This is a genomic window from Pseudomonas citronellolis, from assembly GCF_001586155.1.
Classification (GTDB): Bacteria; Pseudomonadota; Gammaproteobacteria; order Pseudomonadales; family Pseudomonadaceae; genus Pseudomonas; species Pseudomonas citronellolis.
Window position 1 is genome coordinate 3239085 of sequence record NZ_CP014158.1, and the last position, 13908, is coordinate 3252992.

Annotated in this window: 15 protein-coding genes and 1 pseudogene; 8 read left to right on the top strand and 8 right to left on the bottom strand. The window is 69.4% G+C overall.

The window, feature by feature from the left end:
* Positions 1-9: 9 nt before the first annotated feature.
* From PcP3B5_RS14300 to ccoN, 3 genes are all read right to left on the bottom strand, one after another.
* Entirely contained in the window at positions 10-996 is a 987-nt protein-coding gene (locus tag PcP3B5_RS14300; protein WP_412536106.1) for a methyl-accepting chemotaxis protein, read from the bottom strand.
* A gap of 581 nt (positions 997-1577) precedes the next feature.
* Positions 1578-1787, bottom strand: coding sequence for a hypothetical protein (locus tag PcP3B5_RS14305; RefSeq protein ID WP_061561634.1), 210 nt, complete (start codon positions 1785-1787; stop codon positions 1578-1580).
* An 11-nt stretch (positions 1788-1798) separates the two neighbouring features.
* Positions 1799-3235, bottom strand: a complete 1437-nt coding sequence (gene ccoN / locus PcP3B5_RS14310; RefSeq protein ID WP_061561635.1) for a cytochrome-c oxidase, cbb3-type subunit I — start codon at positions 3233-3235, stop codon at positions 1799-1801.
* Positions 3236-3636: 401 nt separating this feature from the next.
* On the opposite strand from ccoN, the gene PcP3B5_RS14315 reads away from it, so the two are divergent.
* The 3 genes from PcP3B5_RS14315 to PcP3B5_RS14325 all read left to right on the top strand — a co-directional run bounded on the left by PcP3B5_RS14315 (position 3637) and on the right by PcP3B5_RS14325 (position 7375).
* Positions 3637-5016: a nitronate monooxygenase gene (locus PcP3B5_RS14315; protein WP_061561636.1), complete on the top strand. Its 1380-nt coding sequence runs from the start codon at positions 3637-3639 to the stop codon at positions 5014-5016.
* A 37-nt stretch (positions 5017-5053) separates the two neighbouring features.
* On the top strand, positions 5054-6211 hold the full coding sequence (cfa, locus tag PcP3B5_RS14320) for a cyclopropane fatty acyl phospholipid synthase (protein WP_061561637.1): 1158 nt from the start codon (positions 5054-5056) through the stop codon (positions 6209-6211).
* Positions 6212-6514: 303 nt separating this feature from the next.
* On the top strand, positions 6515-7375 hold the full coding sequence (locus tag PcP3B5_RS14325; RefSeq protein ID WP_061561638.1) for a LysR family transcriptional regulator: 861 nt from the start codon (positions 6515-6517) through the stop codon (positions 7373-7375).
* A gap of 228 nt (positions 7376-7603) precedes the next feature.
* Here the strand turns inward: PcP3B5_RS14325 and PcP3B5_RS14330 are convergent.
* Positions 7604-7753 (bottom strand): annotated as a pseudogene (locus tag PcP3B5_RS14330) (con-10 family general stress protein); the annotation flags it as partial.
* A gap of 232 nt (positions 7754-7985) precedes the next feature.
* On the opposite strand from PcP3B5_RS14330, the gene PcP3B5_RS14335 reads away from it, so the two are divergent.
* The 5 genes from PcP3B5_RS14335 (at position 7986) to thiM (ending at position 11600) form a co-directional block, all read left to right on the top strand.
* Entirely contained in the window at positions 7986-8216 is a 231-nt protein-coding gene (locus tag PcP3B5_RS14335; protein WP_009620247.1) for a hypothetical protein, read from the top strand.
* A 103-nt stretch (positions 8217-8319) separates the two neighbouring features.
* Positions 8320-8937: an FMN-binding negative transcriptional regulator gene (locus tag PcP3B5_RS14340; RefSeq protein WP_061561639.1), complete on the top strand. Its 618-nt coding sequence runs from the start codon at positions 8320-8322 to the stop codon at positions 8935-8937.
* 71 nt (positions 8938-9008) lie between these two features.
* Positions 9009-9545 carry a cysteine hydrolase family protein gene (locus PcP3B5_RS14345; RefSeq protein ID WP_061561640.1) on the top strand — a complete coding sequence of 179 codons (537 nt, stop codon included), beginning with the start codon at positions 9009-9011 and terminating at the stop codon, positions 9543-9545.
* Between the two features lie 110 nt (positions 9546-9655).
* Positions 9656-10675, top strand: coding sequence for a hypothetical protein (locus tag PcP3B5_RS14350; RefSeq protein WP_061561641.1), 1020 nt, complete (start codon positions 9656-9658; stop codon positions 10673-10675).
* A gap of 61 nt (positions 10676-10736) precedes the next feature.
* Positions 10737-11600 (top strand): hydroxyethylthiazole kinase, encoded by an 864-nt coding sequence (gene thiM, locus PcP3B5_RS14355; RefSeq protein WP_099049055.1) that lies wholly within the window; start codon positions 10737-10739, stop codon positions 11598-11600.
* A gap of 12 nt (positions 11601-11612) precedes the next feature.
* Here the strand turns inward: thiM and PcP3B5_RS14360 are convergent, their stop codons facing one another.
* The 4 genes from PcP3B5_RS14360 to PcP3B5_RS14375 form a co-directional block, all read right to left on the bottom strand.
* Complete coding sequence (locus tag PcP3B5_RS14360; protein ID WP_061561642.1) at positions 11613-11954, bottom strand: FKBP-type peptidyl-prolyl cis-trans isomerase; 342 nt, start codon at positions 11952-11954, stop codon at positions 11613-11615.
* Between the two features lie 89 nt (positions 11955-12043).
* Positions 12044-12406, bottom strand: coding sequence for a YajD family HNH nuclease (locus tag PcP3B5_RS14365; RefSeq protein WP_009620259.1), 363 nt, complete (start codon positions 12404-12406; stop codon positions 12044-12046).
* A gap of 367 nt (positions 12407-12773) precedes the next feature.
* Positions 12774-13184 (bottom strand): YbaN family protein, encoded by a 411-nt coding sequence (locus PcP3B5_RS14370; RefSeq protein WP_061561643.1) that lies wholly within the window; start codon positions 13182-13184, stop codon positions 12774-12776.
* 67 nt (positions 13185-13251) lie between these two features.
* Positions 13252-13851: a biliverdin-producing heme oxygenase gene (locus PcP3B5_RS14375; protein WP_061561644.1), complete on the bottom strand. Its 600-nt coding sequence runs from the start codon at positions 13849-13851 to the stop codon at positions 13252-13254.
* Between the last annotated feature and the right edge of the window lie 57 nt (positions 13852-13908).

The window sequence follows — 13908 nt, forward strand, 5'->3', positions numbered from 1 at the left end:
CCGGGGCGGTCAGAAGAAGGTGACGTCCGAGGCGGCGCCGCGGCTCGCCGGGCGGGCGCTGCGTTCCTCGTCGGTGGTGAACTGGCGGCGCATCTCGCCGAGCCAGCGTTGCGGCTGGGCGAGGGCGGCATCGCTGCTGGCGACGGCCTGGTGCAGGCGGCCGATGTCGCCCTGCAGGTGGTCGAGGATCTGGTCGCTGCGGTCCTGGAACTGCAGGCCGACGATGATTTCCTGGATGTCCGCCTGGGTGACGCGGGTGTCGTGCTGCAACTCGCCGGCGCTGGCGCTGAGCGCTTCGAGGTTGCGCGAGAGGTTCCGCAGGATGTCGGCGGCGACGCCGTCCAGGTAGTCGAGGTTGTCTTCCTCGCGGCTGGACAGCTCCTGCGCCGCGGTGACGGTGGCGTGGATGGCCTGGTTGATCTCGCCGACCTTCTCGACCATGCGCTGGCCGGTCTCGGCCGAGAGCCTGGACAGCTTGCGCACCTCGTCGGCCACCACCGAGAAGCCGCGCCCGTACTCCCCGGCGCGGGCGGCCTCGATGGCGGCGTTGAGGGCCAGCAGGTTGGTCTGGCTGGCGATGTCCTGCACGTGCTTGGACATGCCCTGCAGCTCGCTGGCGTAGCCGCTGAGGTTGCCGATGGTGGCCAGCAGCTCGTTCTTGCGCACGCTGGCGGCGTGGAAGGCCTCGGTGACTTCGTGCAGGCGCTGCTGGGCCTGGCGCAGGTCGTGGCTCAGGCCTTCGCCGCCGGTGACGCTCTCGGAGCGGGCCAGTGTCTGCTGCAGGCGCTCGGCCAGGGCGGCGAAGCGCGCGAACAGCTCGCCGACGTTGCCGGCCAGCAGCTTGCGCACCTGCTCCAGGTTCTGCTGCCAGGCCGGCAGCACGGCGTGCAGCAGGGGCTGGCAATCGACGGCGGCAGGGGCCTCGGCGGCCGGCGCGGGAAGCTCGGCCGGCAGTTGTGCGCGGGGGCGCAGGACGATGCCCGCGGCGCCGGCCATGGCCAGCCCGGCTGCGGCCAGCCACGGCTGGGTGAAACCCAGGCCGGCGAGGCCCAGGGCGATTCCTGTCCAGAAGATCGAATAGGCGAACACGGCGGCGCTCACGCAGTAGGAGATATGGCTGCGAACGATAGGGCCGGCGCGGTGGCGCGAAAATCGGGGAAACCCCTACGGGCCCCTAGGGGGAGGTGAGGGCGGGGCGTAGGGGGCCATTTCAAGAGCCCCTCACCCTAACCCTCTCCCGCAAGCGGGAGAGGGGACGTTGGGCAGGAACGGGCATTACGGCGTCAGCCGGCGGCTCCAGCGTTGCCGACTGGCATCGAATCCTCTCCCGGCACGGGCTGGCCCCCTTCAGGAGGGGGGCTCAGCCACGTAGGGCGAATAACCGTTCGCGGTTATCCGCCGTTTGACCATGGCCGAATCCCCCTCGGAGGTGAGCTGGAAACGCCACCCCGCATCGCCGGAAAACGCCAACGCATCATGCGCCACGAAAAAAAGGGCCCACCTCACGGAATAACGAGGTGGGCCCCGAAAAGTGCCAGACAGGCACGCGGGAGGGATCCGTCCCTGGATCGGGTAAATCAGGCCCGCAGGCGGCACTCGCGGCGCGGGTCGAACAGGCGCTCGCAGCGCTGGCCGGTGGCGGCGCTCATCCGCGCGGCGGCCTCGGGGTCGTCGGCGAAGGGCAGCAGCGCCGCCTGTTGCAGATCGTGGCGGCTGGCGCGGCGCAGGTGCAGGCAGGGGGCGACGGCCACGACCAGCAGCGTGGTCAGGGCGAGCAGCAGTTGCATGGCGGGCTTCCTCAGGCGGCGCTGGCGATGGGCATGCGGTCGATGCGCTGGCCGGCGCGCACGGTCAGCCAGGTGTTGCCGGCCATCAGGAACATGCCGCTGGCGAACAGGGCGCCGCCGAACAGCCGCACCATGTAGCCGGGGTGGCTGGCCTGCAGGGCTTCGACGAAGGAGTAGGTGAGGGTGCCGTCGGCGTTGACCGCACGCCACATCAGGCCCTGGGTGATGCCGTTGACCCACATCGAGGCGATGTAGAGCACGGTGCCGATGGTGGCCAGCCAGAAGTGCGCATTGATCAGCCCGACGCTGTACATCCGCTCGCGGCCGTAGAGCTTGGGGATCATGTGGTACAGCGCGCCGATGGAGATCATCGCCACCCAGCCCAGGGCGCCGGCATGCACGTGGCCGATGGTCCAGTCGGTGTAGTGGGACAGCGAGTTCACCGTCTTGATGGCCATCATCGGGCCTTCGAAGGTGGACATGCCGTAGAACGCCAGGGACACCACCAGGAAGCGCAGGATCGGGTCGGTGCGCAGCTTATGCCAGGCGCCGGAGAGGGTCATCATGCCGTTGATCATGCCGCCCCAGCTCGGGGCCAGGAGGATCAGCGACATCACCATGCCCAGGGACTGCGCCCAGTCCGGCAGCGCGGTGTAGTGCAGGTGGTGCGGGCCGGCCCAGATGTACAGGGTGATGATCGCCCAGAAATGCACGATGGACAGGCGGTAGGAGTACACCGGCCGCTCGGCCTGGCGCGGCACGTAGTAGTACATCATGCCGAGGAAGCCCACCGAGAGGATGAAGCCGACCACGCTGTGGCCGTACCACCACTGGATCATGGCGTCGGTGGCGCCGGAGTAGATCGGGTAGGACTTCAGCAGGCTGACCGGGCGCGCCAGGTGGTTGACCACGTGGACCATGCCGGTGACCACGATGAAGGCGCCGTAGAACCAGTTGCCCACATAGATGTGCTGCACCTTGCGGCGGGCGATGGTGCCGAAGAACAGGTAGGCGTAGGCGACCCACACCACGGTGACCCAGAGCGCGATGGGCCACTCCATCTCGGCGTATTCCTTGGAGGTGGTGATGCCCAGCGGGTAGCTCGCCAGCATCGCCAGGATGCTCGCTTGCCAGCCCCAGAACACGAAGTTGGCCAGGCTGTCGGAGACCAGGCGCACCCGGCAGGTGCGCTGCACTACGTAGAAGGAGGTGGCGAACAGCGCGCTGCCGCCGAAGGCGAAGATCACCAGGTTGGTGTGGATCGGGCGGATGCGCCCGAAGCTGGTCCACGGCAGGCCGAGGTTGAGTTCCGGCCACACCAGCTGGGCGGCGATCACCACGCCCATGCTCATGCCCAGCACGCCCCAGAACAGGGTGGTGAGGGTGAAACGGCGGACGATCTCGTAGTTATAGGTGTCGTTCTTGTCGAGGGCTTGCACGCTGGCCATCTTGGGTTCCGTCGAAATGCGCGGTGACTGGCTGCTCCCCCCACTGCACGGGGAACGTGGCAGCGGGTGCAAGACCCTGGTCGGAGTGGGGGGCCAGAACCTTTGCAGGGAGCCGATACAGTCTGCGGAACGTCAAAGCATGCAACAAATTAATAATAATGAAGGCTGAATAAACTTATTTTGATATGAACGCTGCAACCGTCGCCCGCGCGACCCTTTGCCGCAGGCGGGCATGGGCAAGGAAAGCGTGGCTTGCAGGGGGTAGATCCGGTTTTTCGAATACGGCTTACATATTCATTTTAATGAACTAATCGGCCATTAAATTTCATTTAAATTCAGTTAAGCCCAAGGCCTACCATTGTCCTGTCGCCGCTCTGCCTTGCGGCTTCAGGAGTACCGCCATGCCTCATCCCGCGCTGAACACCCCCCTGGTCGAACTCCTGGGTTGCCGGGTCCCCATCCTCTGCGCCGGCATGGGCGGCGTGGCACGCCATGAACTGGTCGCGGCGGTGAGCAACGCCGGCGGCTTCGGCTGCCTAGGCATGGTGCGCGAGCCGGTGGCGCTGATCCGCCGCGAGGTGGCGGCCTACCGCGAGCTCAGCCACGAACCCTTCGCCGTCAACCTGATCCCCGCGGCCACCCCCGCCGAACTGCTGGAGGCGCAGGTGGCCGTCTGCCTGGAGCTGCGGGTGCCGGCGGTGGCGCTGTTCTGGGACGTGCAGGCCGACGTGGTCCGCCGCTTCAAGGACGCCGGCATGCTGGTGCTGCACCAGGTGGGCCACCGCGCCGATGCCGAGGCCGCGCTGCGCGCCGGGGTGGACGTGCTGATCGCCCAGGGCGTGGAAGCCGGCGGGCACGTGCGCGGCCAGGTTTCCACCTTCGCCCTGGTGCCGGAGCTGGTGGCCCTTGGCGAGGTGCCGGTGGTGGCCTGCGGCGGCATCGCCAGCGGCGCCGCCATCGCCGCGGCGCTGGCCCTGGGCGCCCAGGGCGTGGCCTGCGGCTCGGCCTTCCTCGCCACCGACGAATCCTACGCCCACGACTACCACAAGCGCTGCCTGGTCGAGGCCGAGGCGGAGCAGACGCTGCTGACCGAGGCCTTCTTCCGCAACTGGCCGATGCCGGCGCCGGTGCGCGTGCTGCCCAACGCCGTGACCCGCGGCGACTACGCGAACCTGCACGAGCGCCGCGAAACGCCGGTGATCGGCGAGCAGGACGGCGGCCCCATCTACCTGTTCTCCACCGACTCGCCATTGCGCGGCGCCTATGGCCGCCTGGAGGACATGCCCATCTACGCCGGCCAGTCCTGCGCCCAACTGCACGACATCCGCCCGGCCGCCGAGCGCCTGGCGCAGCTGGTGGCGGAGGCCGATGCCTGCCTGGCGCGCCTGCAGGGTGGCGACGAAGACGCCGACCTCATCGACTGGCTGCAGGAACTGCTGAGCGCCGAGCGCGCCGGCGCCCGGGTGATGCTCGACAGCGCCCGGCAGACCGAGGATCCACAACTTCTGGAGCGCCTGCACGCGCTGCACCAGGGCGAGGCGGAAAGCTGCCGCCGCCTGCGCCGCAGCCTGCAGCGCCTGGGCGCCGAGCCCGGACGCGAACTCGGCGCCTTCCATGCCAAGGCCATGGCCATCGAGGAGATGGCCGAGCGCCTGCGCTTCGTCGCCCGCGGCCAGCGCTGGGTGGCGCGGCGCCTCGCCCAGCGCCTGCCGCGCATCCGCCAGGCCTGGCTGCGCGAGGAACTGCGCGCGGTCCTGCGCCTGCACCGCGACGACGCCTGAGCGCCAACGGATATCTAGAAAACACAAGGGAAACACCATGCCTTCCGAGCTCTCCACCTCCCGCCCGACCCCGGCGGCTGCCGACAGCCGCGCCCAGCGTTTCGCCCGCTCGCTACTCGAGCAGGCCGGCCTGGGCCTGGACGGCCACCAGCCCTGGGACATGCGCCTGAACCACCCCGGCGTGCCGCAACGCGCCCTGGCCCAGGGCAACCTCGGCCTCGGCGAGGCCTACATGGACGGCGACTGGGACTGTGACCAACTCGACGAGTTCTTCGCCCGCCTGCTGCGCAGCGGGGTGGTCGACCAGGTCAGCCCGGCCTCGCTGATCTTCCACGCCCTGCAGGCGCGCCTGTGCAACCTGCAGACGGCGAACCGCGCCTGGGCGGTGGGCGAGCGCCACTACGACCTGGGCAACGACTTCTACGCCGCCATGCTCGACCCGCGCATGACCTACACCTGCGGCTACTGGAAGGACGCCGAGGACCTGGCCCAGGCCCAGGAGGCCAAGCTCGACCTGGTGTGCCGCAAGCTCGACCTGCGCCCGGGCATGCGCGTGCTGGACATCGGCTGCGGCTGGGGCAGCTTCATGGCCTTCGCCGCCGAGCGCTACGGCGTGGAATGCGTGGGCGTGACCATCTCCCGCGAGCAGTGCGAATGGGCGCGCAAGCGCTACGCCGGGCTACCGCTGGAGTTCCGCCTGCTGGACTACCGCGACCTCGACGAGCGCTTCGAACGCATCGTCAGCATCGGCATGTTCGAGCACGTCGGGCGCAAGAACCACCGCACCTTCATGGAGGTCGCCTCGCGCTGCCTGGACGACGACGGCCTGTTCCTGTTGCACACCATCGGCAAGAACCAGCGCCGCAGCGTGCCGGACCGCTGGATCGACAAATACATCTTCCCCAACGGCGACCTGCCCTCCATCGGCCAGATCGGCGACGCCGCCGACGGCCTGCTGGTGGTGGAAGACCTGCACAATTTCGGCGCCGACTACGACCGCACGCTGATGGCTTGGGCGCGCAACTTCGAGGCCAGCTGGCCGCGCTTCGCCGAGGAGCTGGGCGAGCGCTTCTACCGCATGTGGCGCTACTACCTGCTGTCCTGCGCGGGGGCCTTCCGGGCGAGGGATATCCAGCTGTGGCAGTGGGTGTTGTCGCGGCGCGGGGTGTTGGGTGGGTATCGGCGGGTGAGCTGAAGGGGCTCCCCGGGGCTTCGGTGCCAAGGCAGAGCACCCTCTCCCTAACCCTCTCCCTGAAGGGAGAGGGGACCGTTCGGTGTGCGCTGGTGTTTCCGTGTCAGCCGATATGCGCCGGCGTAAACCAATTCTTCCAGCAGGCACAGACAAGCCCCCTCTCCCTTCAGGGAGAGGGCGGGGGGAGAGGGTTGCGGACCTTCACCCAATACCATTCCCCACCGGAAAAAACCACCGTCATTCCCCCAGCAGTCCCCCCACCCTGGTTTAGAATGCCGCCACCCGCCCCCAGCCCCGCCCCACAGCATGGACATCGACCTCACCCGCACCTTCCTGGAAATCGCCCGCCACGGCAGCTTCGTCGCCGCCGCCGAGCGCATGCACGTCACCCAGACGGCCATCACCGCGCGCATCCAGAAGCTGGAAAGCCACCTCAACTGCAAGCTGTTCGTGCGCAACCGCGCCGGCGCGCGCCTGACCGCCGACGGCGAGGCTTTCATCATCTACGCCAACCAGATGCTGCAGACCTGGGAAGCCGCGCAGCGCGACCTGCCGCTGCCCGAGGGCGTGGACAACGTGCTGCACATCGGCGGCGAGGTGAGCCTGTGCAACCCGCTGATGCTGCGCTGGGTCAGCCGCATCCGGCAGACCATCGACAGCTACGCGGTGCGCGCCGAGATCGGCAGCGGCGAGGTCCTGCTGCGCCAGTTGGAGCTGGGCGTGCTGGACGCCGCGCTGGTGTACCAGCCGCACTACTGGCCGGGCATGCAGGTGGAGCAGTTGCTGGAAGAGAAGCTCATCCTGGTGCGCGCCAAGAACCCCGAGCCCTACGTGTACATCGACTGGGGCGAGGGCTTCCGCCAGCAGCACGACAGCGCTTTGCCGGACAAGGCCCGCGCGCCGGTGGCCTTCAACCTCGGGCCGCTGGCGCTGCAGTACATCCTGGAGAACGGCGGCTCGGGCTACTTCCGCACGCGGGTGGTGCAGAGCTACCTCGACAAGGGCGTACTGCGCCGCGTGCCGCGGGCCCCGGAGTTCAGCTACCCGACCTACCTGGTGTATTCCCGCGAGCGCGACTCGGCGCAGTTGCAGCAGGCCTTCACGCTGCTGCGCGAGCTGGTGCGCGAGGACCCGGACTGGTCGCAACGCTGGGACCCGACGCTCTGACGGGGCACGGGGCTACACTGCCCAACGGCTAGCCTGTTTCCCCCGGGCGCGCCAACCTTCAGCGCCTCGGGAGGCCAGGCAAGGGCGGCCTGGGCGGCGGCCTCGGTGGCGGCGGGGGAGCGGGCGTGGCGCTGCCGCTGGACGGCGAGCGGGACCACCACGGCTAGGCGCTTCATGAAGAAGCCCGGCGGAACCTGGAGCTCCGCCGGGCCCGCTCAGGGCTACGGCCTAGCTCCTGCCGCCGCCGTGGCTGTGCTGGCCACCCTTGCGGCCGGCCTCCGCGGCTCTTTCACGGTCATTGGCGAAGTTGCCGCCACTGCGGGAGCCGCCTTTCTTGCCGGCTTCCGAGGCTTTCTCGCGGTCGTTGGCGAAGTTGCCGGGGTTGCTGCTCTTCGAAGTCATGATGAACTCCTCAGGGTTGGTTTCCACTGAATGGGCGAACCGTCATCGGCCCGCACATGTAGTGGGAAGGCCACGTGGCCGAATGGTTCGAAGAAGTTTCGCCAGCGGTTGCTCGGGGCCTGCCGGGCGGCAGGCGATCGATCGGTTTGAACCCTGGCGGCGCATGGGCTTCTTACCCTGATACCCATGCTTCGAGAGGGAGAGGCCCATGGCACGCTGGAAGATCAGTTACCACAAGGACAACAACACGAGCGTCCTGTCCATGCCGTCCGCGCACAAGCCGAGCATGCAGGAGGCGGAGCGCTACCTGCTGGAGTGGGCGCGCCGCAACCTGGAGAAGGGCGAGTACGGCGCCGCCCACGAGACTCCCGAGGGCGACGCGACCGATGCGTTGCTGCGCCTGTATGGCATCACCATCACGGGCATCACCCGCGAATGACGGGCCGCCGGGGAATGGCTCCCTGTGGCGAAGGGGAAATGGCTCTTTGTAGTGGACCAATCCCCGCGCATCATGGGGGCCTTCCCAGTACCCGGAGAACGGCATGTACCTGCCCGAGCATTTCCGCGAGACCCGTGTCGACGCGCTGCACCGCCTGATCCAGGCCCACCCGCTGGGCATGCTGGTGCACGACAGCGGCGGGGGGCTGGACGCCGACCACATTCCCTTCGAACTGCTCCCCGAAGAGGGTTGCCTGCGCGCCCACGTGGCCCGGGCCAACCCCTTGTGGCAGCACGCCGATGGCAGCGAGGTGCTGGTGGTGTTCCGCGGCGCGGAGCACTACATCTCGCCCAACTGGTACCCCAGCAAGCACCTGAGCCACGAGCAGGTGCCCACCTGGAACTACCAGGTGGTGCACGTGCGCGGCACCCTGCGGGTGGTCGACGACGAGCGCTTCGTCCGCGGCCTGGTGGGCCGCCTCACGCGCACCCACGAGGCCGGCGAGGCGCGGCCCTGGCGCATGGCCGACTCCACCCCGGAATTCATCGCCGGGATGCTGGCCAAGGTGGTCGGCATTGAGGTGCAGATCCACGAGCTGGTCGGCAAGTCCAAGCTCAGCCAGAACAAGGTGGCCGACGACGTTCGCGGCGCGGCCGGGCGCCTGGACGAGGAGGGCGCCGCCGAACTGGCCGGGGCCATGCGCGAGCAACTGCCGTCCTGACGCGGAGCTGGCCGGCCCCGCCGCCGCCGGCTATCGTTGGTCCTTTTCCATCGCTACCGGGGAGTTCCACCATGTCCGTCGCCCTGCTCGTCATCGACGTCCAGCACGCCCTGTGCGGCGGCGCCGACGCCTGCTTCGACCACCAAGGCGTGGTCGAGCGCATCAACGGCCTGGGCCGGCGCGCCCGCGACCTCGGCCTGCCGGTCATCTTCGTCCAGCACGAGGAGCCCGAGGGCGACTTCCGCCATGGCAGCGAGGGCTGGCAACTGGCTCCGGCGCTGCAGGTGGCCGATGGCGAGCCGCGGGTGCGCAAGACCACACCCGACTCCTTCCACGGCACCGAGCTGGATGCCCTGCTGCGCAAGCTGGGCGTGACCGGCCTGGTGATCTGCGGCATGCAGACCGACTTCTGCGTCGACACCACGGTGCGCCGCGCCCTGGCCGAGGGCTACGACGTGGTGCTGGCCGGCGACGCCCACAGCACCCTGGACAACCGCGTGCTGCGCGCCGAGCAGATCATCGCCCACCACAACGAAGTGTTCAGCCGCATGAGCAGCTTCGCCCCGCGCCTGGACGTGCTGCCCAGCGCCGCGGTGGCCTTCGACTGACGCCTGCCGTGCGTCCGGCCGCCAGCCCCGCCGGCGGCGCTGCGGATAAGGTGGAGTAGGGCGCCGGCGACTTTCCCGCGCCGGCGGCGCCCGTGGCGGAGGGATAGTCGATGGCCAGCCGAGCGACAGCCTGGCGACCGCTGCGCTGCCTGTTGCTGGCGGCGTTGCTGGCGCTTGCGGCCTGCGCCGGGCACAAGGCCGCCGAGCCGCTGGCGCCGGTGACGGCGGCCACCTGGGCACAGGTGGACCGCGACATCGCCTCCGCTTCCATGGCCGCCGCCGACAAGGCCGAGGACTACGCCCGCGGCGCCATGGAAAACTGGATGGACCTGGTCTACCAGCGCACCGACAGCGACTTCATCCCCTGGTTCTCCGGCTACTGGACGCAGCAGTGGCTGGGCCTGCGGGTGGCCTGGTACAAGCTTGGCGACAGCCAGAAGAGCCCGGCGGTCAGCCGCCTGTCCGTCTACCTGCAGGGCCAGTACCAGCGCCGCGTGCTCGAACCGGTGGCGCGGCAGGTCGACCCCGCCGCGGTGATGGAGGCCGCCACCCGTTTCTACGTGCAGGCCCTCGCCGGGCAGCTGGACGCCATCCCCGAACGCCTGGGCGTGCCGCGCGCGCAGCTGGACCAGCGTTTGCAGGCCATCCCCGCCATCGCCCTGGGCCCACCCGCCACACGGGATGCCTCGCTGTACCAGCTGTTGCAGGCGAAGCGCCTGGAGCAGTTGCCGGCCTACCAGGCGTTGATCGCCCGGGTGCACGATGCCTCGACGCGCACCGGCGTGGACGTGGACGAGCCGGACCAGGGCGTGTCCGCCGTGGCCCGGCGCACCAGCGAGAAACTGTTGGGCGAGGTGACCGTCAGCGGCGCCGTCGGCGCCATCGCCGCGGCGGTGGGCAAGGCGGCGGGTACGGTGCTGTCGCTGGGCAGCGCCGGCTTCACCGCGCTGTCCCGCGACCGCGAGCGCCCGCAACTGGAGGCGCAGCTGCGCAAGGACCTCAACGACGCCTTCGACCAGCAGTGGCTGGCGCTGATGGGCAACAGCCAGAGCGGCGTGCTGGCCGGCGTGCACTACCTGTCGCTGCAGGTGGAGGCGGGCGTGGCCACGCCCTGGACCGCGCAGCCATAGAGGGCGCGGCGCGGAACGGGTAGATTAGGCGCACTTTCCGCCGCCCTCCCGGAGCCGCCCCATGTCCACCGCCGCGCCCGCCAGGTTCATGCCCAGCCTGGATTCGATCATCGCCGCCCATGCCGAACTGCGCGCCGCGCGGCCGCTGGTGCAGTGCCTGAGCAACGTGGTGTCGGCCAACTTCATGGCCAACGTGCTGCTGGCCGCCGGGGCCTCGCCGGCGATGGTCGACAACCCTGAGGAGGCGGCCGGCTTCGCCCGCGTGGCCGGCGCCGTGCTGGTCAACCTGGGCACCCCGACCAGCGCCCAGGTGGAGGGCATGCGCCAGGCGGTGCGTTCGGCGGTGGTCCATGGCACGCCCTGGGTGCTGGACCCCATCGGCGCCGGCGGCCTGCCCTGGCGCGGCGGAGTGGCCGCCGAGCTGCTGCAGCAGCGCCCGGCAGTGGTGCGCGGTAATGCGTCGGAAATCATCGGCCTGGCCGGGCTGGGGCAGGGCGCGCCGGGCTTCGACAGCTCCGACGACCCGGCCCGCGCGGTGCCGGCGGCGGTGGAATTGCTGCGCAACTGCCAGGCGGTATCGGCCTCGGGCGCGGTGGACCACCTGCTGGGCTGGGTCGGCGATAGCCGCGAAAGCGCCGTGCCGCGCCTGCTGCGCATCGGCGGCGGCAGCGCGTTGCTGCCGCGGGTGACCGCCTCCGGCTGCGCCCTGGGCGCGCTGGTGGCGGCCTACACGGCGGTGGCGGTGGACGCCTTCACCGCCCTGGCGGCGGCCCACGTGCATTTCGCCGTGGCCGCGGAAATCGCCGAGGCGGCCAGCCGCGGGCCGGGCTCCTTCGCCGTGGCCTTCATCGATGCCCTGGACGCGGTGGACGCCAACCTGCTGCGCCAGCGCGCCAGGCTCATGTCGGTGCAATCCACGGCCTGAGGCGAGGCGTGTTCAGTCGTCGCGGGTCAGCACTTCCAGCAGCTCGATTTCGAAGATGAGGTTGGAGTTCGGCTTGATGTGCGCGCCGATCTGCCGCTCGCCATAGGCCAGGTGCGCCGGCACGAAGAGCTTGCGCTTGCCGCCGACGCGCATGTTCATGAGGCCGACATCCCAGCCTTTGATGACGCGTCCGGTGCCGATCACGCACTGGAAGGGGCGGCCCTTGTCGTAGGAGGAATCGAAGACGGTGCCGTCTTCCAGGGTGCCCCGGTAGTGGGTGGTGATCAGCGCGCCCTTGACCACCGCCTTGCCGTCGCCGGGGCGGATGTCCTCGATACGCAGTTCGTCGCTCATGTCTGTGCCTCTGTCGCAGGTGGCGGCCCGGCCGGGCCGTTTCGGGGCGCCGTTTTCGCAGGAAACGCCGCGCAAGGCAACAGGCGCGCTCAGGAATCCTTGTTGAGCAACGCGGCCAGCCCGGCCAGGGCCTTGTGCGTGACCTTCGGCCCGCTGGCGCCGGCGTCGTTGCCCTGGTAGTGGGCGTCGACCTGGCGCTGGTGCTCGTTGTCGTGGCAGTAGAGGCACAGCAGCTCCCAGTTGGAGCCGTCCTCGGGGTTGTTGTCGTGGTTGTGGTCGCGGTGGTGCACGGTCAGCTCGCTCAGGCGCTTGCCGGAGAACTCGCGGCCGCAGCGCCCGCAGATCCAGGGGTACATCTTCAGGGCCTTTTCCCGGTAGCTGCTTTCGCGGCGCTGCTGGGCCTCGGCCAGGAGCTGGTCGACCTTGCTGGTGGGTTTGGCGGGGGTGGACATGGTGGTGGCTCGGGTGGTTGGGGAGAGGTTTTCAGCATACCTCCGTTGGGGGGAATTTGCTTTTTGTAGGGGGCTTGGGGGACTTGCGGATGGAGTATCCCGGCTGCGCTGGTGCCAGGATTAAGAACGCCCTCTCCCTAACCCTCTCCCTGAAGGGAGAGGGGACCGTTCGGTGCGATCTGGTTTTCCCGAGTCAGCCGGCAAACACGGCGGTTTCCAGCTGAAACCATGCCTTATCTCGGCACGGACTAGCCCCCTCTCCCTTCAGGGAGAGGGTTGGGGAGAGGGAGCGGAGCAACCGGCAACACCATGGCCCTCGGCGAGCACGGTTCGCGAGCAAGCTCGCTCCTACAAGAGCCTGCCTGCCCTACGAATTCCGCTCTGACCCCGTCGCCGGCCGCTCATCCGGCCGCGACCAGATCCACAGGTTGCCGACCGCCATGCCCAGCACCACCGCATACAGCCAGTAACCATGGGGCAGGGTGAGCAGCATGATCGCCAGCGCCGCGAGCATCGCCAGGCTGGCGGCGACCTTGGCCCGGCGGGCGATGGCGCGGCCGTTGCGCCAGTTGGCGAGGATGGGACCGAACAGCCGGTGGTTCTCCAGCCAGGCGCTGAGCCTGGGCGAGCTCTTGGCCGCGGCCCAGGCCGCCAGCAGGACGAACTCGGTGGCCGGCAGGCCGGGCACCACCAGGCCGACCATGCCCACGCCCAGGCTGGTGTAGGCGAGCAGGGCATAGAGCAGGCGGACGGTGCGCGAACGGGCGGGCTGGGACATCGGGACGGCAGCGACGGGGGTGAAGGGCGCATCCTGGCGGCTGCCGGGATGCGCGTCAATCATCGCGTCAGGCGTGGGCGGCGGCATGCTCGTAGGCGTGTTGCAGCAGGGTGCCGAAACGCTCGAAGGCGGCCAGGGCGCCGGCTTCGGCCGCGCGTTCTTCCTCGGCGCTCAGCGCCAGGCCGTCGAGGGTGCGGGTGAAGCGCTTCCAGCCTTCGGCGCGGCCGCCGGCGGGCTCGCCCAGGTGGCGGGCGCCGAAGTTCTCGTCCAGGCCCAGGGCGGCCACGCGCTTGATCAGGAAGGCGGCGCCGAGCTTGGAGCCCTCGGAGACGAACAGCCAGCCCAGGGCCTGCGCGCGGGATGGGTTGGCCAGGGCGCCGGCCACCGGCGCCGGGACCTGGGCGCCAAGGTCGGCGAGGTCGGCCTTCGCCTGTTGGGCGCGGCAGCGTTCGGGCAGGTCGGGGAAGATCGCGCCCAGCTCGGCGTCCTGGTACAGCGCCTGCAGTTCCGACTGGAACAGGTACTGGGCGACGACGAAGGGGGTGAAGTTCTCGCGGCTGGCGAAGGGATCATGGGCCTTCACCGCGGCGTCCAGGCGCTGGTGCGGGGCGTGGGTCGCCAGGTTCAGGCGCTGGGAACGCAGGGCGGGGGCTTCCAGGGTGGTCATGCAGCAGGTTCCTTGAGCGATGGATTCACAGAAGACGAGACGAACGAGAGCGGGAAA